Annotated in this window: 16 protein-coding genes and 1 tRNA gene; 10 read left to right on the forward strand and 7 right to left on the reverse strand. The window is 67.1% G+C overall.

Annotated features, from left to right (window positions below):
- Nucleotides 1-38 precede the first annotated feature (38 nt).
- On the reverse strand, nt 39-9,323 hold the full coding sequence (locus tag Q7514_RS04040) for a fatty acid synthase subunit beta domain-containing protein (protein ID WP_330131926.1): 9,285 nt from the start codon (nt 9,321-9,323) through the stop codon (nt 39-41).
- Nucleotides 9,324-9,762: 439 nt separating this feature from the next.
- Between Q7514_RS04040 and Q7514_RS04045 the strand changes: the two genes are divergently transcribed.
- The 8 genes from Q7514_RS04045 to Q7514_RS04080 all read left to right on the forward strand — a co-directional run bounded on the left by Q7514_RS04045 (nt 9,763) and on the right by Q7514_RS04080 (nt 15,631).
- Nucleotides 9,763-10,233, forward strand: coding sequence for an HNH endonuclease (locus Q7514_RS04045; RefSeq protein ID WP_408016029.1), 471 nt, complete (start codon nt 9,763-9,765; stop codon nt 10,231-10,233).
- A gap of 17 nt (nt 10,234-10,250) precedes the next feature.
- Nucleotides 10,251-10,338 (forward strand) — tRNA-Leu (locus Q7514_RS04050).
- Nucleotides 10,339-10,450: 112 nt separating this feature from the next.
- Complete coding sequence (locus Q7514_RS04055; RefSeq protein WP_330131928.1) at nt 10,451-10,834, forward strand: ArsR/SmtB family transcription factor; 384 nt, start codon at nt 10,451-10,453, stop codon at nt 10,832-10,834.
- Entirely contained in the window at nt 10,827-12,785 is a 1,959-nt protein-coding gene (locus Q7514_RS04060) for a heavy metal translocating P-type ATPase (RefSeq protein ID WP_330131929.1), read from the forward strand. Before Q7514_RS04055 ends, Q7514_RS04060 begins: the two co-directional genes overlap by 8 nt.
- 89 nt (nt 12,786-12,874) lie before the next feature.
- Nucleotides 12,875-13,246 carry a cupredoxin domain-containing protein gene (locus Q7514_RS04065; RefSeq protein WP_330131930.1) on the forward strand — a complete coding sequence of 124 codons (372 nt, stop codon included), beginning with the start codon at nt 12,875-12,877 and terminating at the stop codon, nt 13,244-13,246.
- Between the two features lie 168 nt (nt 13,247-13,414).
- Nucleotides 13,415-14,776, forward strand: coding sequence for a hypothetical protein (locus tag Q7514_RS04070; protein WP_330131931.1), 1,362 nt, complete (start codon nt 13,415-13,417; stop codon nt 14,774-14,776).
- Nucleotides 14,777-14,840: 64 nt separating this feature from the next.
- Nucleotides 14,841-15,257, forward strand: coding sequence for a transcriptional regulator (locus tag Q7514_RS04075; RefSeq protein WP_330131932.1), 417 nt, complete (start codon nt 14,841-14,843; stop codon nt 15,255-15,257).
- Entirely contained in the window at nt 15,254-15,631 is a 378-nt protein-coding gene (locus Q7514_RS04080; protein ID WP_330131933.1) for a DUF3817 domain-containing protein, read from the forward strand. Before Q7514_RS04075 ends, Q7514_RS04080 begins: the two co-directional genes overlap by 4 nt.
- 22 nt (nt 15,632-15,653) lie before the next feature.
- Here the strand turns inward: Q7514_RS04080 and Q7514_RS04085 are convergent, their stop codons facing one another.
- From Q7514_RS04085 to Q7514_RS04095, 3 genes are read right to left on the reverse strand one after another with little or no spacing between them, the layout of a single operon-like run.
- Nucleotides 15,654-16,094, reverse strand: a complete 441-nt coding sequence (locus Q7514_RS04085; protein WP_330131934.1) for a response regulator — start codon at nt 16,092-16,094, stop codon at nt 15,654-15,656.
- Entirely contained in the window at nt 16,091-17,710 is a 1,620-nt protein-coding gene (locus tag Q7514_RS04090; protein WP_330131935.1) for a sensor histidine kinase, read from the reverse strand. The genes Q7514_RS04085 and Q7514_RS04090 overlap by 4 nt, the downstream gene beginning before the upstream one ends.
- Nucleotides 17,707-18,900 (reverse strand): PP2C family protein-serine/threonine phosphatase, encoded by a 1,194-nt coding sequence (locus tag Q7514_RS04095; protein WP_330131936.1) that lies wholly within the window; start codon nt 18,898-18,900, stop codon nt 17,707-17,709. The genes Q7514_RS04090 and Q7514_RS04095 overlap by 4 nt, the downstream gene beginning before the upstream one ends.
- A 197-nt stretch (nt 18,901-19,097) precedes the next feature.
- On the opposite strand from Q7514_RS04095, the gene Q7514_RS04100 reads away from it, so the two are divergent.
- Nucleotides 19,098-19,448 carry an STAS domain-containing protein gene (locus Q7514_RS04100; protein WP_330131937.1) on the forward strand — a complete coding sequence of 117 codons (351 nt, stop codon included), beginning with the start codon at nt 19,098-19,100 and terminating at the stop codon, nt 19,446-19,448.
- Between the two features lie 30 nt (nt 19,449-19,478).
- Nucleotides 19,479-19,910: an ATP-binding protein gene (locus tag Q7514_RS04105; RefSeq protein ID WP_330131938.1), complete on the forward strand. Its 432-nt coding sequence runs from the start codon at nt 19,479-19,481 to the stop codon at nt 19,908-19,910.
- 92 nt (nt 19,911-20,002) lie between these two features.
- Here Q7514_RS04105 and rdgB read toward each other — a convergent pair whose 3' ends face one another.
- Genes rdgB through Q7514_RS04120 form a run of 3 tightly spaced genes read right to left on the reverse strand, consistent with a single transcriptional unit; the run spans nt 20,003 to nt 22,222 of the window.
- Entirely contained in the window at nt 20,003-20,623 is a 621-nt protein-coding gene (gene rdgB / locus Q7514_RS04110; RefSeq protein ID WP_330132020.1) for an RdgB/HAM1 family non-canonical purine NTP pyrophosphatase, read from the reverse strand.
- A gap of 1 nt (nt 20,624) precedes the next feature.
- The gene (gene rph, locus Q7514_RS04115) at nt 20,625-21,413 is read right to left on the reverse strand and encodes a ribonuclease PH (RefSeq protein WP_330131939.1); all 789 of its coding nucleotides are present in this window, start codon (nt 21,411-21,413) and stop codon (nt 20,625-20,627) included.
- A 47-nt stretch (nt 21,414-21,460) separates the two neighbouring features.
- Nucleotides 21,461-22,222 carry a cyclic nucleotide-degrading phosphodiesterase gene (locus Q7514_RS04120; protein ID WP_330131940.1) on the reverse strand — a complete coding sequence of 254 codons (762 nt, stop codon included), beginning with the start codon at nt 22,220-22,222 and terminating at the stop codon, nt 21,461-21,463.
- Nucleotides 22,223-22,349: the final 127 nt, after the last annotated feature.

The following is a 22,349-nucleotide window of genomic DNA, read 5'->3' on the forward strand; positions in this document are numbered from 1 at the left end:
CACTCTGCTGTGTTCCCTCGCCTACTCCGTTCCCCGGCCTACTTGCAGCCGGGCAGACCCGAGCGGTACACGTCACCGTCACCGAGACGCGCGTCGTCGGTGAGCAGCACATCCGCTTCGAGCTGACGTGCTGCTGCCGCCGGAACCGCATCTCCGCCGAAGCGGCGATCCGCGGGACGCTCGTACAGTGCCGCACCACCGGTCATCGCCGACACCAGGCGACGCTTACCCGCGACCGTGCGCTCCGCAGCCTGCGCGAGGTACGCCTCACGACGATCGGCCGGCAGCGACTCGATGAACGCCTGCGGGTGCACCACCGCGATCAACCCGGACACGTGACCGAAACCGAGGCTGGTGAGCAGGCCCGCCTTGAGCGCGTACCGCTCGCCGAAACGGATCGGCGTGCGCGCCCACACGAGGTGCTCGTACTCGGCCATCTTCTCGTCGACGCAGTCGAGGCTGCGGTTCGGCGGGACGATGCCCTGGCTGAGCACCTGGCACAGGCCGACCAGCTGGAAGGCGGCTGCGCCACCCTTGGCGTGCCCGGTCAGTGACTTCTGCGAGACCACGAACAGCGGGTTGCCCTCGCTGCGGCCGAGCGACCCGGCCAGACGCTCGTGTAGTTCCGACTCGTTCGGGTCGTTCGCCGCCGTGGACGTGTCGTGCTTGGACACCACCGCGATGTCGTCGGCGGTGACGCCGAGCTTGCGCAGTTCCTTCGCCAGAGCCGACTCGCGTCCGCCTCGACCCGCACCGAGCGCACCGATGCCGGGAGCCGGGATCGAGGTGTGGACACCGTCCGCGAACGAACCGGCGTACGCCACGACACCGAGAACCGGCAGACCCATCTCCAGCGCGAGATCACCGCGCGCCAGCAGGATCGTGCCGCCGCCGGCCGACTCGACGAACCCACCGCGACGACGATCGTTGGCCCGCGAGAAGCGCCGATCGTCGATCCCCTTGGCGGTCATCTCGTCGGACTTCGCGGTGGCCGACATGTCGCCGAACCCGACGATGCCCTCGATACCGAGATCGTCGAAGCCACCGGCCACGACCAGCTCGGCCTTGCCCAGCTTGATCTTGTCGACGCCCTCCTCGACCGACACCGCAGCCGTGGCGCACGCCGCGACCGGGTGCACCATCGCACCGTAACCACCGACGTACGACTGGACGACGTGCGCCGCGATGACATTCGGCAGGGCCTCCTGCAGGATGTCGTTCGCGCGGTTCTCACCGAGCAGCGTGTCGATGTACAGCGACCTCATCGAGCTCATGCCGCCCATGCCGGTGCCCTGTGTGTTCGCCACCATCGACGGGTGCACCCAGCGCAGCAGCTCGGACGGGGTGAAGCCGCCGGTGAGGAACGCATCGACCGTGGACACGATGTTCCACAGACCCACACGGTCCACGGCATCCGCCATGTCGGCGGGGATGCCCCAGCGGGTGACGTCGAACCCGGTCGGGATCTGACCGCCGACCGTACGGGTCAGCCTCGCCTTGCGCGGCACACGGATTTCGGTGCCCGCCTTGCGGGTGACCGTCCAGTCTCCGGACTCGGCATCGACCGCCGCGACCGTGTTCTCCGGATCGGAGTCGACGAACGCGCGGGCCTCTGCCTCGGACCCGACCACGAAGGACAGATCCTTGTCGAGGAATACCGACGTCATCAGCGGAGCCGTGTTGTCGACCATCGCTCCGTCGTCGGCGTAGCGGCGGATGCCACAGCGCTCGACCACCGCGTCGTTGTAGCGGTCGGCGATCTCCGACTCGGGCACGAATTCACCGGTCTCGGCGTCGTAGAAGCCGGGCTTCGGCTCGCTCTCCCACTCGATCAGCCCCGTCACCCAGGCCAGTTCGAGCACACCGGCGGCCGACAGTTCTTCGTCGACCTCCATCTCGAACCGGGTACGCGACGAACCGTACGGGCCGAGCTCGCCGGCACCGACGATGACCACGAGGTCGGCCGGATCCGCGGTGACCTGGCTCCACTCGGGAGTCGGGGTCGCGTCGAGGCGCGGTGCCGCAGGCAGCGCCGCGATGGTCGCGGAGTCGTCCTCGTCCTGCTCGTCCGCGGCCTCGGCCGCGTCCTGCGCCTGCTTCGCGAGCGCGGGCAGATCGAGTCCTGCGTCGGCGAGTCCACCGGTGAGGTCGGCGACGAGCGGCTTGTCGGTGGCGAGACGCTTGGCCTCCTCACTGACCAGCTGCAGCAGCTCGGTCGCCATCTCCTGCGTCGACCACGTGCGGACACCGGCTGCTTCCGCGGCCTCGACCAGCGGATCGTTTCCGCCCATCAGACCGGTGCCGCGCACCCAGCCGATCAGGGCGTGAGCCAAGGTGACGCGCTCGGCCCAGATACGCTCGGCGTTCCAGCGGGTGACGATCGCGTCGAGCGCGGCCTTCGACTCGCCGTACGCGCCGTCGCCACCGAACATGCCGCGGTTGGGCGAACCCGGAAGCACCACATGCAGGTGGGTGTCGACGTCGTTGTCGGCTCCGATGCCGGACAGACCGGCGATCAGCCGCTCGACCGACCAGAGCAGAACCCGCATCTCCATCTCGGCGCGTGCACCGGCGTCGGCAAGCGAACCTGCCACACGGGGCGCGGCGAACGGGAACAGCAGCGTCGGGGTCAGCGCATCCTTGATGAGCTTCTTGGCGCCGCCCGCGTTCTCCACGGTCTCGGTGCCGAGCCACTCGATCAAGGCATCGACGTCGGAGTAGGACGCCATGTTCGCGGGCACGACCCACAGGGCCGCACCGGCGCGAGCATGACTCGCGTACAGGTCCTTGTAGAACCCGAGGCGCTTCGAATCGAGACGCGAGGTCGTGACGACGACCGTCGCGCCGCCCGCGAGCAGCTTGCCCGCGACCGCGGCACCGATACCGCCCTTGCTGGCACCCGTGACCACGGCGACCTCGCCCGCGTACTCGGCGTCGCCGGTGTTCGCGGCAGCCGCCGCGATGCGGCTGTAGGTCTCGGCGAGCACCGTGCGACCGGCGTCGGCGGCCTTGGTCTTCCAGAATGCAGCGTGCGCGGCGACCGTCCGGCCGGCACTCCCGAACCGCTCGACCTCGATCGTCTCGTCGAGCCAGAGGCGAGCCAGATCTTCCCGTGCCGTTGCCCAACGGTCGTCGATCAGCACGGCCTTGCGCGCGTCGAATGCGGGCGCGACCTGTCGCGGCCAGTCGGAGCCCAGCTCCGCCGAGACCAGGTCGACGAGCTCGTCGTCGGCCTTGTCCGCGAGTCCGGAGACCTTCTCGTCGAGACCCAACTGCTCGAGCACCAGGCGAGCAGCGCTGGCGAGCACGCCGTCGCGGCCGGTGATCTGCTCGGTGAACTCACCGAGCGCAGCGGCGTCGACGGTCGCTCCCCCGCCACCACCGGCCGACGGCATCGACACGGTGATTCCGCGACGTGAGCCGACCGACTGCACGGCAGCGTCGATCAAGGCGTCGACCGCGGCGGTGTCGCCGAGTGCGCCCTGCGACAGGCCACCCAGGTCGCCACCGCGGATCGACGATCCGTCGCGGCTACCGAGGGCGACCTCCGCGGTCACATGCTGGGTCCAGCCTTCGCCCAGACCCCACACCTTGGTGACGCGGTCGGCGACGTAGCCGGGACGCTTACCCGACGGGCCGAACACCTTGCGCAGGTGATCGTTGATCGAATCCGACAGCACAGGGCCGAACGGGCGGTACGTGCGGGCAAGGCGGTCGACCGTCCCGGCCAGCGCGCCCATGTCGGCGTCGGCGGCACCGTCGATCGCGCCGAGCGACAGCTCGGAACCGAGGTCGACGAGCAGCTGGTTCCGACGCGACGACACACCGTCACACAGTGCCTCGATCGTGTCGACGGGGCCGATCTGATCGGGACGCAGCTTGGTCCACAGTGCAATGAGCACCTGGGTGGCGTCGGCCGCCTTGAATGCGATGTCGTCCGGGGTCGGGCCACCGGTCGGCGCTGCCGGAGCAGCAGCCGGTGCCGCCGCAGCGGCAGGCGCGGCAGCATCGGCCGACGGAGCCTCGGGCTCGTCGTCCTCGACCGGAGCCGGATCCACATCGGTCGAGTACACGACCGACGCTTCACGCTCGATGTTGAGCACCTCGACCGGCTGACCGAAACGACCCGGCAACTTGAGAGTCTGCGACGCGAGGTTCGCGACGGTCGGGGCGGCACCGAGACCGACCTCGACGAAACGCTCCACACCCAGGCCGCCGTCGGCCTCGTCGGCGAACAGCAGATCCTGCGTCTCGATCCAGCGGACCGGCGACGCGAACTGCCACGCGAGGAGTTCGGCGAGCACCACGCGGGTCAGCTCGACCGGCTTCGCGGCCCACGCATCGAAGTCCGCGAGGACCTCGGCGAGCGGCTGCGACGGCACCAGATCGGCGATCTCCTGGATGAAGTCACGACCCAGGTTGAACGGCTTGGGCACCAGGTTCGGGATGTAGCGGCCGATGAGGATGTTCGGGTCGATCTCCTCGGGCAGCAGGTTCAGCAGCCGCTCACGGAAGTCGTCCACGCCGCCACGCAGGACGGTCGAGTGGAACGGCACGTCGATGCCCGGAACCAGAATGAACGCACGCTTGCCACCGAACTCGGCGACCTTGCGCTCGATGACGGTCTCGAGGGCTTCGAGGCCCGCGACCGTGCCGGCGATCGCGTACTGCGAACCGCGCAGGTTCAGGTTGACGATCTCCAGAAACTCTCCAGCGTCTTCTCCGACTCGTGCGATGAAGTCCTGCAGATCCTCGTCGGCGACACCGAACTGCGACGGCCGGATTGCGGCCATGCGGTAGTTCGAGCGGCCCTGCTCGTCACGCGGCACGAGGGCGTGCATCGCCGAGCCGCGCTGGAAGACGACCTCGAGCACGGCTTCGAGCGGGAGCACACCGGCAACCGCGGCGAGAGCGTTGTACTCACCGACCGAGTGACCGGCCAGCAGCGAACCCTCGACGAACGCACCGGCCTCGCGGAGCTCCGCGATCTGCGCGACACCGAGCGTCGCCATCGCGACCTGGGTGAACTGGGTCAGGTGCAGCACACCGTCCGGGTGCTTGTGGGTGACACCGCGAGCCTTGAGGACCGTCGGGTTGTCGCGCACCACAGCGAGGATCGAGAAGCCGAGCGCCTCGCGGGTGTGCTTGTCGGCGCGCTCCCAGATCTCGCGGGCAGCCTTGCTGCGGGCGCGAGCGTCCAGGCCCATGCCGGGGCGCTGGATGCCCTGGCCCGGGAATGCGTAGATGGTCTTCGGGGCGGCGATACGACCCGTTGCGACCATGACCAGGTCACCGTCGACACGGCAACCCACCTCGACGATCTCGGCGCCGCGATCGGTCGCGATGCGGTCGACGCGCACGTCGATCTTCGCGCCCGGGCGCACCATGCCGAGGAACCGCGTGGTCCACGCGGTCATCCGGCGGACAGGCAGCTTCGCATCCGACTCGACGGCCGTGGCGACCTGCTGCGCAGCGGCAGACAACCACATGCCGTGGACGATCGGGCTTCCCAGACCGGCCAGCAACGCGGCGTTGTCCGACGTGTGGATCGGGTTGTGATCGCCCGACACTCGAGCGAACGCGCTCATGTCGGTCGGGGCAACGATCACGGCATCGCGGCGACGGCGACGCGGAGTCTCGATGACATCGTCACTCAGAGAACCACCGGCGCGGACCGGATCGGCCAGCTCGGCGGTGCCGGTGCGGCCGCGGATCGCGAAACGCTCGATCAAAGTCGCAACCGTGTTGTCGCCCGAGCCGTCGCCGTTGTCGGCGGAGATGGTCACGTGAACCTCGACGACACGGCCCAGATCGGTGTCGAGGACGTTCTCGACCTCCGCCTTGACACCCAGGATCGACGGGTCGGTGGACAGACCGTTCTTCACGTCGATCGCGTGATCGAGGTGGACGAGATCGAGCATGCCCTCGATGACCGACAGGTTCTCGCTGGTGCGGGCAGCGCCCAGCGCGGCGAACACGGCCGGCCAGCAGGCTCCGACGAGGACGTCGGGCACACCGTTGGTGCTCGGGCTCAGATTCTCGGGCAGACCCGCACCCGTGACACCGGCGTGGTCGGCGATCTTCTCCGGCAGCCAGCCGAGGGTGATGCGCGCGGCGCCCTTCTTGACGGTCGGAAGTTCCTGGCCGGCAGCCACACCGAGCAGCGCCGACATAGCGGCGTCGGCGTCGGCTTCCGTGATGACCGGTGCGCCACCGGTGCTCACGGATGCGGGCACGGTGATGCGGATCCCGACCGCGCGATCGTTGCCGAGCGGCACCCGCAGGCCGACGTGCTCGTCGTCGAGAACGGTCAGGGTCGCCCCGGTCGGAGCGTGCGCGGCGGCAGTCTCCGACTCGACGGCCCACTCGTCGAGGTCGCCGAGGCGATCGATCGGGTTGCGCGTCTGGCGGCCGGCCCACGCGACATCGGGCGACGACAGCACAGCGTCGAGCAGACCGGTCGCCACGTCGCGGTGACGGCGAGCGACCACCGGGGTGGGCTCGACACCCGACTCGACAAGCTCGTCGACCGTGGCCTTCTCGAAACGGTCGAGCAACTCACCGACCGGCTCGTCGACGCGGGTGATGCCCGCGACGGCGACGGTGCCGGGGATGACGCAGACCTGATCGGCGGTGTAGCGCGGATCGTGTGCCTGCCACAGCGAGTCGGACCGCCACCAGCGACGCACGTCCTGGTCGACGACCGGCACGAAGTTCACCGGCTTGCCGGGGGTCTTGCACAGGGAGACGAAGAACGGGACGTCCGCGGGGTGCAGGACGACGTCGCCTGCGTCGGAGTACTGAGCCGTGAGCGACTTGATCGCTGCGTACGGACGCTCGAGCACCGCGTCGTCGTCGAACAATGTCGGAATGGGACCGCGGTCCACGGGGTGCAGTCGAGCTTCGGCGCGCTGCAGCATCTCGCGGAAACGCTCACGCCACGACACGTCCAGCCACGGGCTGACATGTGCCTCGGCGACGGCGTCGCCCAGGTCGCTGCCGCAATCGAACTCGGTAGCGCAATCGGATCCGATGGCCAGCTCGAGGTAGCGGGTCAGCCACTGCAGGTACGTCATCTCGGCGACGTCACCGAAGTACGGCTTCGCGGTGATGTCGAGCGCGGCGACGATCTCATCGCGACGTGCGGCCACGGCATCGGCGTCACCGGCGACCTCGTCGAGGAGGCGACCCGTACGCGAAGCGGCGTTGTCGATCTCGTGGATATCGGCACCGAGCTGGCTACGCCCCGAGGCCATGCCACCGCCCGCGGTGCCGGCTCCGACCCAGTCGGGGGTACCGGGAGTGTCGACGAGCAGCTGCTTGACCTCGGGGGCCGTGGTGGCTTCGAGAGTCGCCATCGCGGCGGTGCCGACGAGGATGCCGTCGAGCGGCATCGCCGGGAAGCCGTACTCGGTCGACCAGCGGCCGGTCAGGTAATCGGCGGCCCGCTCCGGCGTACCGATACCGCCACCGACGCACAGCACCAGGTTCGAACGGGTGCGCAGCTCAGCGTAGGTGTCGAGAAGCAGGTCGTCGAGGTCCTCCCACGAGTGGTGGCCACCGGCGCGGCCGCCCTCGATATGGACGATGATCGGGTAGCTCGGGACCTCGTTCGCGATGCGGATCACCGAACGGATCTGCGCGACCGTGCCCGGCTTGAACGCGACGTGCTCGATGCCGGCGTCACGCAGATCGGAGATGATCTGCACGGCCTCCTCGAGCTCCGGGATACCCGCAGTGACCACGACACCGTCGAACGGTGCGCCCGCAGCACGGGCCTTCGGCACGAGACGCTTGCCGCCCACGTGCAGCTTCCACAGGTACGGGTCGAGGAACATCGAGTTGAACTGCGCAGCGCGACCCGGCTCGAGCAGATCGGTCAGCTCCGCGACGTGATCGGCGAAGATCTGCTCGGTGACCTGGCCACCACCGGCCAGCTCGGCCCAGTGACCCGCATTCGCAGCGGCCGCAACGATCTTCGGATCGACAGTGGTCGGCGTCATGCCGGCCAGCAGCATCGGCGAACGGCCCGTCAATCGGGTGAAGGACGTCTCGACACCGACACGACCGTCGGGCAACGCCACCGGCTTCGGGGCGAACTCCGACCATGCGCGCGGCACCTCGGGCTCGGCACCCGGGGTCAGCAGGTTGCGCTGACCGCCGCGGGTCGCGGCGGCGATGATTCCGACGCCCTGACCGCGCAGACCGGACTGAGTGAGGCGGGTGAGCAGCTCGCCCGGGCCCAGATCGAGGATCCAGGAAGCGCCGGACGCCACAGCGCCGTCGACCTGCTCGACCCAGTCGACCGGAGTGACGAGGATGGACTCGGCCAGCTTGCGGGCGAGATCGGCGTCGAGGTCGCAGCGCGACGCCCAGTCCGCGACCTGCTCGACGGCAGCGGCGAACGCTGGGTGATGGAAGCCGACCTCGGCCGGAACCGGCTCGAAGGTGGGTGCGAACACGGCGCCACCACGCTTCTTGGAATCACGGTCGCGGGTCTCGGTCGCAGAGATCTGCTCGCACTGCTGCTGCACACGCTCGAGCGCGGCCGGCGGACCGGACAGCACGACGCGGCGACGGCCGTTGCGGATGGCGACAACCGCGCTGCGCTCGGGATCCTGGCCCTCGAACACCTCGGCGACGATGGCGCTCAGACGCTCCGCGTCGACACCGGACACCGCGAGCATGGGGAACCTACCGGCACCGGCGATCAGCCCGCGACGACGGCCGACGAGCGAGGCAGCAGCACCGATGAGCTGGGCGATCGCGAGGATCTCGGCGTCCTTGCGGCCACCGGCAGCAACGGCCTCGACGGCGAGAACGCCCTGCGAGTGCCCGATGACGGCGCTCGGGGCGTGGGCTGCAACATCGAGACCCTGGTTCGCGAGTGCACGCAGCGCAGCGACCTGGGTGAGGAAGACACCGGGCTTGGACACCGCAGCGGAGGTGAGGGTCGCTTCGGACGGGCCGGCCGACGGCGTGTCGTCCTCGTCGTCGACGAGTTCCTGCTCGAGGATCCACGCGATGGGATCGAACCCGGCCGGGCGCACAACCATGAGGTCGCCGGCGACAGGAGCGAGGTGTGCGGCCGCAGCGTTGACCAGTTCGGTCAGGACCGGCTCGAGGCCGTTGTCGCGGCTGAGTTCTTCGAGGGAGCTGAGCCAGGGCGCACCCTGACCACCGAAGGCGAGCGCGTAGGGCTCACCCGCGAGAAGCTTGTCGACCAGTGCACCGTTCGGGGCGGTTGCCGCCCGCCGGCCGGTGCTTCGTGATGCCTTCGAGTTCCGTCCGTTGTCGCCTGGTGTGGTCTCGTCGATCGTCACGCGTGTGGTTCCTCTCCTGAACACCCCTGCGTGGAGGCATTTCGTGTTGCAGCGCTGCCCGCGCCGGTGTGTTGCATGGACTGGTGTTCTGCTCGTACGGGCATGCCAAGGTTCGCACAAAATCATGAGGACTTCCTCATGTTTCGTTTCGCGCAGATTGCCGCACGAACCCCCTACCAGTGATTTCACTCACACTCACCAATGAAGCGACCGACGAGTAACCCGAATTGACGCAGGCCGCACCGATGCGTGGACGTCCACGAACCCGAGGAACCCTCACGTTTTATTGTTATCAAACCGTTACCTCTTGACGGCACGCCGTGGCCGTGCGTTGCCGCGGTCGGAAACATGTCGGACCTTCCCGCTAGCTTCCTTCAAACTCGAACATTCATTCGACAAAGGGGGCAATATGAGCAGGGCGGTCAAGTACACGAAGGAAATGCTCGATGAAGCAGTCGAGAGGTCGGCGAGTGTCGCCGGGGTTCTGCGCCACCTCGGGATACAGCCCACGGGTGGCGCCCACAGCCACATAAGTAGGCGCATCAAGAAGTTCGGAATCGATACCTCTCATTTCACCGGGCAGGCCCACCAAAAGGGGCGGCCACCGCGAAATCGCCTTCCCTGGGCCGAGATCTTGACACTCAAACCCGCTGGGTCGAACCGACAAGCTCCGAAGCGGCTGCGGCGCGCCCTACTCGAATCCGGCCGTCCCCACAAGTGCGAGGAATGCGGGATCGAACCGGTTTGGCGTGGCCAAGCATTGATCTTCCACGTCGACCACATCGACGGGAGGCCGAACGACTCCCGACCCGAGAATGTGCGCTTCTTGTGCCCCAACTGCCACAGCCAGACCCCGACGTGGGCCGGTCGGCATCGTCACTACTTCGAATCGGTTCCCGACGAGTCGTGACGTATTGTGTCCGTGACGCGCGAGTGGCGTAATCAGGCAGCCGCGCCAGGTTTAGGTCCTGGTGTCCTAACGGACGTGGGGGTTCGAGTCCCCCCTCGCGCACCACGGACAGTTCCATGAACTGCATACGGGGTCACGAACTCATATGAGGTCGTGACCCCGTTTTCGTGTGCACCACGAGCGACGCACTTATATCAATATCTATTAGTATGTCGATATGACTGTCGACAAGCCGGACACCTGCGACCTGCTGTGCCTCGACCTACCCCACGCGGAGCGGATCCGCACGGAGCTTCCGACGCTCGCCACTGTCGAACCCGCCGCGGCAGCAGCCCGCGCGCTGGGAGATCCGACTCGGCTGAGAATCGCGACCGCCCTGCGCGCAGGCGACGAACTGTGCGTGTGCGACCTGGCGTGGGTGGTCGGTCAAGCTCAGAACCTCGTTTCCCACCACCTGCGGCAACTCAAGAGCGCCGGCCTGGTCACCTCCCGCAGACAAGGCCGGCTCGTGATGTACACCTTGACCACCCGCGGAACAGCACTCGTCGACGCTGTCGTCGGATCCTCCGACCCTGAAGTGCTCGAACCCCGACATGTCTGATGCATGCTGCGGGCAGCCGCCCACCCATTCCGAACCCGATCGGGGACCGACCCGGCTGTGGCAGGTTCGCGAACTCCAGTGCGCCGTCGGCGCAGCGCTTCTCCTCGCCGGCGCCTGGGCGCTCGGCCACGCCGACTCCCACACTGCGGCAACGGTGCTCGAACTCCTCGCGGTCGCCGTCGCTGCGTGGGTGTTCGTGCCCGATGCCCTACGAAAACTTCGACACGGAAAAATCGGTGTCGGCACGCTGATGACCATCGCCGCGATCGGCGCGGTTGCCCTCGGGCAGTATCCCGAGGCGGCCATGCTCGGCATCCTCTTCTCCATCGCCGAAGGCCTCGAGCACTTTGCCCTCGCCCGCACACGCCGGGGCCTGCGTGCCCTGTTGTCGTTGGTTCCCCCGAGCGTGACCGTACTGCGGCAGGGGCACGAACTCCCGGTCGCACCTGATCAACTCGTGATCGGCGATCTCATGGTGCTGCGTCCGGGTGAACGTGCCGCAACCGACGGTGTCATCCGGAGCGGACGCACCAGCCTCGATCTCTCCGCCATCACCGGCGAGTCGGTGCCCGTCGAGGCAGGTCCGGGCGAGGAAATTCACGCGGGGACGGTCAACGGCGGCGGCGCCGTCGAAGTCGAGGTGGCTGCGCTTGCTGCCGACAGTTCCCTCGCTCGCATCGTGCACATCGTCGAAGAGGCGCAGGAACGCAAAGGTACAGGTCAGCGACTCGCCAACACCATCGCGACGCCGTTGGTGCCCGCAATCATGACCCTGGCCGCACTGGTGGCAGTCGTGGGATCGATCGTCGGCGACCCGATGTTGTGGATCGAACGCGCACTCGTCGTACTCGTGGCCGCCTCACCGTGTGCGCTGGCGATTGCTGTGCCATTGACCGTCGTCGCCGCTGTCGGTGCGTCGAGCCGGCACGGAGCCCTCATCAAGGGCGGCGCGGCCCTGGAAGAACTCGGCCTGGTCCGGGTCATCGCGCTCGACAAGACCGGCACGCTCACGCGGAACACGCCGACTGTAGTCGCGGTGGTCACCACGCGCGACGCGACCGAGCGCGAGGTTGTCGTTCTCGCTGCCGCACTCGAAGCACGCAGTGAGCACCCACTCGCACGCGCCGTTCTTGCAACCGCCACCGACCCCGTCCTCCCCGCTGAGGACGTCACCGCCGTGCCCGGCCACGGACTGATCGGCGTCGTGAACGGCGTTCGGATCCGACTCGGAAAGCCGACCTGGATCACCCCCGGGCCCCTCGTGCCCGAGGTGACCCGACTTCAGGAGGCAGGCGCCACCGTCATCATCGTCGAACGCGACGAGGCCGTGATCGGCGCGATCGCCGTGCGCGACGAACTCCGCGCCGAGGCCCCCGAGGCAGTAGCCGGTTTGCGCAGGCTCGGTGTCGACGTCGCCATGCTCACCGGCGACAACGAACGCACCGCGCGAGCATCGGCCCGGGACGCGGGCATCACCACGGTGCATGCCGAGCTTCTTCCCGAAGACAAGGCGGCTCTTCTCGGGCCGCTGTCTCGCGAGCGGAAGATCGCGATGGTCGGTGACGGCATCAACGACGCCCCCGCCCTTGCCACCGCCGACATCGGAATCGCAATGGGCGCCATGGGAACCGACGTTGCCATCGAGACGGCGGATGTCGCACTCATGGGCGAGGATCTGCGTCACCTCCCCCAGGTTCTCGCCCACGCCCGACGCGCCCGACGAATCATGGTGCAGAACATCGGCTTCTCTCTGGCGATCATCACCGTCCTGATACCCCTCGCTGCAACCGGTGTGCTCGGACTGGCCACGGTGGTGTTCATCCATGAGTTCGCCGAAGTCCTCGTGATTGCCAATGCGATCCGGGCTGCCCGCACAACACCGACGCCCGGACTCACGGCCGCCCCCGGGACCTCGGGATCGGTGAACATGAGCTTCACCGCGCAGACCTGAGGGCCATTCGGGTACTTCCTCGGATTTTCGGGTCCGGGATCGCTCCGGAGGTGTTGAATTCTTGGTGGGGCCCGAAAACGGAGGCACCCATGAAGCGCGCAGCATTGCTCCTCGCAACACTGTTGATCGCCGCCTTTGCACTGGCGGCATGCGGAGAGTCCGATACTGAATCGTCCGACGACGCCGGGGCACGCGGTGACGATTACGGGAGCACGGAGACCGCGACGATCGTCATCACCGGGTTCGAATTCGAAGTACCGGACTCGGTCGGGGCGGGCACGACGGTCACCGTCCGGAACGAGGACGATGTCGAACACAGCGTCACCGCCCGCGACGACACCTTCGACGTCGAGGTGGAGGCAGGCGAGACGGTCACCTTCACCGCGCCGGCGGACGCACGGACCTACGACATCTACTGCACCTACCACCCGGACATGACGGGGCAGCTCACCGTGTCCTGACCGGTCGTGGAGGAGACACGGAGGACAGCAGGCCGACCGGATGTGCGTCGGCGGGTCGACTTCATCCGCCAGAGGTGAAGCGGATACGACCGATGCCGTGGAACCTCGTGAGTATCGGTGCGGGGCCGACTCCGGCTCTCCGGCCGGCACGCGAAGGTAGGCACCCACATGGCAGAGCCCGACCACTCGCCCCACGATGCTCCGCTGAGCTCCGACGAGCGCGAGGAACTCGAACGGCTTCGCAAGGAAGTCGCGGAGCTGCGCGGCGAAACTCCTGCCGTACAGACCGATACGGAGCCTCCCACGCGCGGACACGCACTCCGCTGGACCGCGGTGGTCATCCTGCTGGTGCTCGTGGGTCTGCTCGCCATCAGCTCGGTGGCCGCCCGTTTCGCGCGCAGCCAGATCCTCGACACCGATCGCTACGTGACCATGGTGACACCGCTGGCCTCCGATCCGGTGATCCAAGGCGCGGTCACCGACCGGGTGACCGACGAGATCTTCGCCCAGGTCGACGTCGAGGGACTCACCACGGATGCCTTGACGGCGCTGACCGAAGACAGACCGCGGCTGGAACCGGTAGTCGGTTTGGCACCGGTCATCGCCGGCCAGGCAGAGAGCTTCGTGCACGACACCGTCGGCAGCCTGGTTGCATCGGACCAATTCGAGACCCTGTGGATCCAGGCGAACCGCACCGCGCACGACAGGCTCGCGGCGGTGTTGACCGGTGACACCCGTGTGGAGGCCATCGCGATCGACGACAGCGGGACGGTGAGCCTCAATCTCGCTCCGATCATCGAGCGAGTCAAGGCGCTCCTGGTCGAACGCGGTTTTTCGTTTGCCGACCAGATCCCGGAGATCGACAAGCAGTTCGTGTTGTTCGAATCTCCCGAACTCGTGAAAGCCCAGCGCGCCGTCAACGCCCTCGACAATGCCTCCGGCGTCCTTCCATGGCTGACGCTGCTCGTTGCTGCTGCCGCGGTCTGGGCCGCCCCACGGGGTTCGCGCCTTCGCGCACTGTCCGCCGTGGGTGCGACATTCGTCGTCGCCATGCTCTCCCTCGCATTGGCAATCCTCATCGGCCGGTCGCTGTATCTGGACAACCTGCCGGCCGAGGTGCGTTCGCCGGCTGCGGCGGCGGTGTTGTTCGACGCCGCCGCGACACCCTTGCGGACGATGCTGCGCGCGGTGCTGGTCACGGGGCTGGTGGTCGCGGTCGGCGCCTATCTGATCGGTGGCTCGCCCTCGGCGATGGCGGTGCGTCGCGGGTTCGGTTACGGGATGAACAAGCTGAGAAACCCGGACAGCACCCGCACGCCCGGCACCGTCGAGGTGTGGCTGGCGCACGCCCGTGTTCCGGTCCGCGCGGCGATCGTCGCCGTGGCCGTGCTGGTGATCGTGTTCTGGAACTACCCGACGGGCGCGGTCGTCGGATGGACCGTGGTGATCGCCCTGCTCGCGCTGCTCCTGGTCGAGGTCGTGGTCCGACCCATCCTCGCGAAGGAACAAGAAGCGGTCGATACGGCGTGACCTCGCCCACCGCCCCGGATCCCGTCTTGGCAGGTCGGTGCCGTGCTCAGGTACCGTCGAGGTCGTGTCCGAATACCGTCCGCCGCGCCGCGTGGCTCTGATCGTGTTGGTGATCGTCGCCGCGGGCGGATGCCTGGCTCTCGGCTATTGGCAATGGACCCGCTTCGAAGCGGTCGGCGGTAACGGACAGAATCTCGGCTACGCGTTCCAGTGGCCGGCCTTCGCGTTCTTCTGCATCTACGCCTACCGGCGATTCGTCAAGCTCGAGGCCGTGGAGGCTCAGGCCGACGACCCGGACGGCGGCGCTGCGTCGAAGCCCGAGGAACCCACAGAGATCCCGGCGGATCTTCTGCCGAGCCGCCCGAAGGTCGCGATCGACGAGTCCGAGGACGCCGGAGACGACCTCGAGGCGAAGCAGGTCCAGGAGTACAACGAATACCTCGCGCAGCTCTCGCGCGGGTCCGATAGGAGCGGTCAGTGAGCACCACCCCCGAGGCGTCCGATCAGGCAGCCGCGACCCCCCGCAACGTCAGCGACGCGGATCGCAAGAAGATCGGCTCCGCGTTGCTGCGGTACCGCGTCCTCGCGTACGCCACCGGTATCTGGCTGCTCGTCCTCACCGGCGAGATGATCGCGAAGTACATCATCGGCATCGAGAACGTGCCGTCGTGGATCGCGATCGTGCACGGCTGGGTGTACGCGGTCTACCTGGTGCTCACCTTCGACCTGTCGATCAAGGTGCGCTGGCCCGTCTCGCGCACCATCGGAACCCTGCTCGCGGGCACCGTTCCGTTCCTGTCGTTCTATGTCGAGCACCAGCGGACCAAGCAGGTCAAGACCGACTTCGGGGTCTGATCTCCCGGGGTCGCCGTGCGACTCAGCGGGTAGGCAGCCGCACTACCTGCACGAAGAACTCGTCGATCTGCTTGACGGCCCGAATGAACTGGTCCAGGTCGACGGGCTTTGTGACGTACGCATTGGCGTGCAGTCGGTAGCTGCGCAGGATGTCCTCCTCCGCCGACGAGGTGGTGAGTACAACCACCGGGATGTGTGAGAGTTCCGGATCCGATTTGATCTGCTCGAGTACCTGTCGACCGTCGTACTTGGGCAGATTCAGATCGAGCAGGATCAGATCCGGCTGGGGTGCGTCGGCGTGTTCCCCACGCCGGTACAAGAAGTCGAGCGCCTGCTCGCCGTCGCGCACGACGTGCAGATTGTTTCCTATCTTGTTGTCTTCGAACGCTTCCCTCGTCATCAACTCGTCGCCGGGGTCGTCCTCGACCAGAAGTACATCGATCGGCTTACCGGTCGGGGTCATGCGGGTGCTCCTTCGGGAACTTCGTCGGTCTCGGATGCGGTCTCACGCAGCACCGGAATCGTAAAGCAGAAACGGCAGCCGTCCGTATGCGTGCGGTCGATCCAGATCTCTCCACCGTGGTACTCGACGATCTTGCGGCAGAGCGCGAGTCCGATGCCCGTACCGCCGTATGCGTCGCGGCCGTGGAGTCGCTGGAAGATCACGAACACCTTCTCCGCGAATTCGTCGGCGATGCCGATTCCGTTGTCGCTGACGCTCACGTTCCACGTCGCGTCGTCGCCCTCACCCGTCTGCGAACATTCGATTCTCACAATGGGCGGCTGATCGGGTTTCCGGAATTTGATGGCGTTCCCCACCAGGTTCTGCCACAGCATCGTCATCAAGGTGGGGTCGCCCGTGATCCGGGGCAACGACTCGGGACGCTCGATGCGAGCGCCGGATTCGTCGATCGACTCGGAGAGGTTCGCTAGGGCCGAATCGAGCGATCGCCCGAGTTCGACGCTGACGTGGGTGTCACCGACACGGCCGACCCGCGAGAACGTGAGCAGATCGTTGATGAGGACCTGCATCCGTTTGGCACCGTCCACCGCGAACTCGATGTACTGATGTCCTCGATCGTCGAGTTTGTCGCCGTAGCGCTTCTCGAGTAGCTGACAGAACGACGCAACTTTGCGGAGAGGCTCCTGAAGGTCGTGCGAAGCGACATACGCGAACTGTTCGAGTTCCGCATTGGACCGACGCAGTTCCACTGCCTGGGCCTGGGCCTGATCATGGTGTTCCTTCGATACTTCGAGTTCGTGTGCGAGATGTGCGCGCATTCCGTCCACATCGATCGCGAGCGCGCGGATATCGCTGGGGCCGTCGACACTGATGCGCTGGTCGAAGTTGCCGCCTGCGACCTTGCGGGTTTCCTCCCCCAACCGTGACAGCGGACGGACGATGAGCATGTGGACGAGGAACGCCACACACATGCCGCTCAGAAGGAACACCACAATCATCGTCACGAACAAGCGGTCTCTCGTGACGCGGGCGTCGTCGAGTGCAGCAACCGCATCGTCCCGCGCTTCCGCGAGGTCGACGCGCTGGATCTCGAACAGCTCTCGCAGCCGGTCGAACGCCACCCCGCCTGCTTCGACGACGGCAACATCGACGGGGCGTGGCTCCCCGGGTACAACGGCGTTCACCAGTGGAAGTGTGTACACCCTGCGCCATTCGTCCGCTGCATCGTCGATCGCCTCGAGGTCTGCGAGTAGCTGTTCCCTGACGCCGGGCACTGCTTCCTGCTGCCCGATCAGTGACCGAAGAGCATCGGATGCGCGGGTCTCTTCCTCTCGGCCTGCCTCGTAGGGCTCCAACAGGGATGGATCGGCTGCGATGATGTAGCCGCGTACGCCGGTCTCCTGGTTCAGGAGCGCGCCCTGCAGGCGCTGCGCCTCGATCTCGGCGGGCTGGATGACGTCGCGCAGGTAGTTCGATACCTCCGCGGTGCGACTCAGCGAGCGGGCGCCGACGATGCTCGCGACGATCACCCACGCGATCATCAAACCCAGGACCAGCACCACCCACCCTCGCACTGTGAGTCGCGACCAGTATGGCGGTCGATCACGCGTCGTCATCGGTTCGCGTCCCCGTTCCATCGCACGTGCACCACCGCGACGTCGTCGGCCAGACCGCCGTGCGCCTCGGCGAGTTTCTCGGCATCACGCACCAGCGCGTCGGCGAACTCGTCGGATCCGAGGCGCCCTCCGTTGCGCGCGAGTTCCAGAAGGCCCGACTCTCCCAGGCGTTCATGTCCACCGCCGGTATGCCCTTCGAACAACCCGTCCGTGAAGAGCACGACAGCACCTTCCGGCGGGAGGTCGAAGGTGTGGATGGGCCAGTTGGCGGCTCCCGGTATCAGCCCGAGTGCGGGGCCGCCGGGTGCTTCGACCCACTCGACCGCGCGCCCGGTGCGCAGGAGCAATCCGGGGTGTCCCGCGCGCATCACCGACACGGCGGCCCGGTCGGGTGCCATGACCATGGTCGTCACGGTGGCGAAGACGCGATCCGCCGCCCGTTCCGCGAGGAGGATCTCCTCGAGCTTCTGCATCTGCAGCTCGCCGACGATGCCGGCCAGGACGAGGGTGCGCCAGGCGATGCGCAGTGCGACACCGACGGCAGCCTCGTCGGGGCCGTGTCCGGAGACGTCCCCGATGAGCGCGTGTACCGCACCGTCCGAGGTCTGGACCACGTCGTAGAAGTCTCCGCCGAGCAGCGCCGCCGCTCGGCCCGGCCGATACCGCGCAACGACTTCGACGTCGTTCGTGCTCACGAGTGGCGACGGCAACAGTCCTCGTTCGAGTCGCGCATTCTCCTGGGCGTGGAGTTCGCTCGCCTGCAGTGCCGCTGCGTGTTGTTCCGCTTGCTTTCGTTGGATGGCGTAGCGCACGGCACGACCGAACAGTTCCGGCTCGACTCGGCCTTTGACGAGGTAGTCCTGCGCACCGACGGCTACCGCGGCAAGTCCGGTCTGTTCCTCCGCCAAGCCGGTGAGAACGACGATCGGTACGGTCTCGGCGTACTGGTGCACTCGTGCGACGGCCTCGAGGCCGTGCGCATCGGGCAGGTGGAGGTCGAGCAATACACAGTCGGGCGCGGTGTTCGTCAGCGCGTCGCGTGCATCGGCAAGCGATTGCACCCACACGACCTTCATTTCGGGGGCACTGTCGGCGACGAGCTCTTCTACGAGCAAGGCGTCGCCGGCATCGTCCTCGATCAGCAACAGCAACGGCGCATGCGCCACTTCCCCTGGTCGATGCGCATCCACGGCGGTCGTCCCTCCCCTGATCACGGCGGCCCCCGGGAAATCGGCATTTCATGCCGACACCCTCGCGGAACAATACCCACAGGTGTGTTCTGCTGCGCACTCCACGACATCGCGGCCGGGCGCGCTCGCATCATCCGAGGTGTTCTTGCATGATGGGCATTGTGAATGAGCGATCAACGGAGCACCCCCATATGGGCATGTCTACGACACAGTCCGGGTCCATCACGGTGTTGTCCGTGAGCGGGGATGTGGATCTGTCCAGTGCGCCGATGCTGGAAGAGCAGGCCCTCGGCCTGCTCACCGGCAACCCGTCCGGCCTGATTGTCGATCTCACCGACGTGAATTTTCTCGCGTCGATGGGTATGGCCTTACTGGTCGATTTGTCGAAGCGCACGGCGGGCAGTGTCGAATTCGCAGTGGTGGCGAACGGGAATGCCACCGCACGACCACTCGAGCTACTCGGCCTGGGAGACGTCCTTGCGATCCATCCGGAACTCGACGATGCTCTTTCCGCGTTGAGCGGCGACCCGGCAGCACCGCCGGAATAACGCTGTCCGCCTCGACGAACAGAGGGAGCCATGCCGACTCATATATCAGGGTCCGCGTCGTTCGCGTCCGGTGGAATCTTCTTCCACGGGGTGCGTGCGGATCCGTCCGATATCGCCGATATACGCCGCTCCATGCAGCAGTGGCTGGGCAATCTGCATCTCGGACCCGAACACGAGCAGGACGTGGTGCTGGCAAGCTACGAGGCCCTGGCGAACGCTGTCGAACATGCCTACGCCGCGAACGATCCCCAGGCCACGGTGGATCTCGAGGCCGTCTACAGGCCATCCGACCGCCACCTCGAGGTGACGGTCTCGGATCACGGCAGGTGGCGCGATGTCATGGATCGCACCGGGTACGGATCTCGCGGACACGGTCTCACCCTGATGCGCAGCCTCTCGACCGAGATGGTGGTGACGCCGGGGCTGGACGGAACTCATGTGGCCATGCGCTGGTCGCTCTGAATCGAACTCACGCAACCGCGAAGCAAGAAGGCAGACACACTGCGTTGGCACCGTGTGTCTGCCTTCTGCGTTCGTGTACTGCAGTTCTCGGGTCAGCTGCCCGCGAATGCAGCGAGCGCGGGCACCAGCAGGGTGAGCGCGCGACCACGATGCGACGCTGCGTCCTTCTCTTCGGCGCTGAGCTCAGCCGCGGTGCGGTCTCCCGCTTCGGGCACGAAAACAGGGTCGTAACCGAACCCGTTCTCACCCCGAGGAGCACGCGCGATCGCACCGCGCCACTCGCCGCGCACCACGGTGACGGCGACGTCGTCGCCGTCGGGGACAGCAAATGCACAGGCCGACACGAAGGCGGCACCACGACGTTCATCGGGCACATCACTCAGCTGGGCGAGTACCAGCGCGGTGTTCGCGCCATCGTCACCGTGCGTGCCGCTCCACCGCGCCGACAACACACCCGGCATGCCGTTCAACGCGTCGATTTCGAGTCCGGAATCGTCGGCGATACACGCCATCCCGGTCGCAAGGGCACCGTCGCGTGCTTTCGCAGCCGCGTTCTCCTCGAAAGTCGCGCCGGTCTCGGGAGCTTCGGGGTACGGCGGGACGGCGTCGAGGCCGACCGGTTCGATTCCCGCGATGTCCGCCGCGTCGAGGACACGCTGCAACTCCCGGAGCTTCTTCGCGTTCCGGCTTGCCACGAGTACTCGTCCGGCCACGTCAGGCACCGAACTTCTTCTTCACCGGCTCGGCGACGACGGGTTCCGGGAGGACACCGGGGTACGGCTGTTCGAGGACCTCACGCTGGATGCGGCACAGCTCCTCGATGCCGCCGAGCGCCGAGTCGAGCAGTTTGTCGAGCGTCGTACGAGGGAACGTAGCGCCTTCGCCGGTGCCCTGGATCTCGACGAGGGTGCCGGTGTCGGTGGCGATGACGTTCATGTCGACCTCGGCGCGCGAATCCTCCTCGTACGGGAGGTCGAGCCGGACTCGGCCGTCGACGACACCGACGCTGATAGCCGCGATCTGGCACGAGAGCGGCTGCGGATCGGCGAGGCGACCTGCCGCGCGGAGCCAGGTGACAGCGTCCGCGAGTGCCACGTAGGCACCGGTGATCGCCGCGGTGCGGGTTCCTCCGTCGGCCTGCAGGACGTCGCAGTCGAGGGCAATGGTGTTCTCACCGATGGCGGCGAGGTCGATGCACGCGCGCAGGGAGCGGCCGACGAGGCGGCTGATCTCCTGGGTACGGCCGCCGACCTTGCCCTTGACGGATTCGCGTCCGCTGCGGGTGTGGGTTGCGGCGGGGAGCATCGCGTACTCGGCGGTGAGCCAGCCCAGGCCCGACCCTCGACGCCACCGCGGAACCCCTTCTTCGACGCTCGCGGTACACATCACGCGGGTCTGTCCGAATTCGACGAGGACCGAACCAGCGGGGTGGCTGGTGAACCCTCGGGTGATCTTGATGTTGCGGAGTTGGTCGTCTTCCCTGCCGTCTGCTCGTGTCGTCACCCGAACGAGCCTAGGGGATGCGCCCCGGACGGAGTCGGACGACCGAGTCAGATGCGGTAGACGTCTCCGGAGGTCACTGCGTGGACCGGACCGTGGAACTCGGCCTTCGCCTCTGCGATGACGTCCTCGCGAGACGTCCACGGCGGGATGTGGGTGAGCAGCAGTTCGCCGACACCCGCGCGGGCGGCCACCTGTCCCGCCTCGGTTCCCGACAGGTGGATGCCTTCGGGTCGTACTCCGGGTGCGTGGGTCCAGGATGCTTCGGAGAGCAGGACGTCGGCACCGCGCGCCAGCTCGACCACCTGGTCGCACATGCCGGTATCACCGGTGTAGACGAGCGTGCGTCCGGAGTCGCTGGTGATGCGGAATCCGTAGGCCTCGGGGGGATGGTTGACCTTCATGGGGCTGATGGTGAGCGCACCGAAGCGGAACGTTGCGCCGTCGCTCAGGGGTCGTACGTCGAGGGTGTCGGAGACGTCATCGACCTCTCCCGCCACCTCGGCCGATGCGACACCGAGGCGTTGCGCGGTACCGGCTGGACCGTAGACGGGAACCCGCCCGGTGGGGGCGTTCGGCGAGTAGCGGCGCCACACGAGGAGGCCGGGAATGTCGAGGCAGTGGTCGGCGTGCAGGTGCGACAGGAGCACGGATACCTCACCGGGATCGGCGTGGCGTTGCAGGGCTCCGAGCACTCCCGGACCGAAGTCGATGACCAGGGGCGGGGTATCGGGCGCGGTGAGCAGGTACCCGGATGCGGGAGAATCCGGCCCGGCCACACTGCCCGAGCACCCCAGAACGGTCATGCGCATAGGGGTCATGCTGCCATGCCGAAGGTCCCTGATGAAGCCGACACCGGTTTTCGTGGTGGACTCACAGTTACAACAATGCTGTGACCCACGGATCGTCACCCGGTACGGGCGTGATCCCGGTCGCTGA

Origin of the sequence: Rhodococcus artemisiae (assembly GCF_036327795.1) — a bacterium.
GTDB classification, from domain to species: Bacteria; Actinomycetota; Actinomycetes; order Mycobacteriales; family Mycobacteriaceae; genus Rhodococcus; species Rhodococcus artemisiae.

Excerpts from the sequence above, each read along its gene's own strand:
- Q7514_RS04120 (WP_330131940.1), bottom strand. The coding sequence starts at position 22,222 with ATGCGCATGACCGTTCTGGGGTGCTCGGGCAGTGTGGCCGGGCCGGAT.
- Q7514_RS04070 (WP_330131931.1), top strand. The coding sequence starts at position 13,415 with ATGGCAGAGCCCGACCACTCGCCCCACGATGCTCCGCTGAGCTCCGAC.
- Q7514_RS04100 (WP_330131937.1), top strand. The coding sequence starts at position 19,098 with ATGTCTACGACACAGTCCGGGTCCATCACGGTGTTGTCCGTGAGCGGG.
- Q7514_RS04065 (WP_330131930.1), top strand. The coding sequence starts at position 12,875 with ATGAAGCGCGCAGCATTGCTCCTCGCAACACTGTTGATCGCCGCCTTT.
- Q7514_RS04055 (WP_330131928.1), top strand. The coding sequence starts at position 10,451 with ATGACTGTCGACAAGCCGGACACCTGCGACCTGCTGTGCCTCGACCTA.
- Q7514_RS04085 (WP_330131934.1), bottom strand. The coding sequence starts at position 16,094 with ATGACCCCGACCGGTAAGCCGATCGATGTACTTCTGGTCGAGGACGAC.
- Q7514_RS04090 (WP_330131935.1), bottom strand. The coding sequence starts at position 17,710 with ATGACGACGCGTGATCGACCGCCATACTGGTCGCGACTCACAGTGCGA.
- Q7514_RS04045 (WP_408016029.1), top strand. The coding sequence starts at position 9,763 with ATGCTCGATGAAGCAGTCGAGAGGTCGGCGAGTGTCGCCGGGGTTCTG.
- Q7514_RS04060 (WP_330131929.1), top strand. The coding sequence starts at position 10,827 with ATGTCTGATGCATGCTGCGGGCAGCCGCCCACCCATTCCGAACCCGAT.
- Q7514_RS04105 (WP_330131938.1), top strand. The coding sequence starts at position 19,479 with ATGCCGACTCATATATCAGGGTCCGCGTCGTTCGCGTCCGGTGGAATC.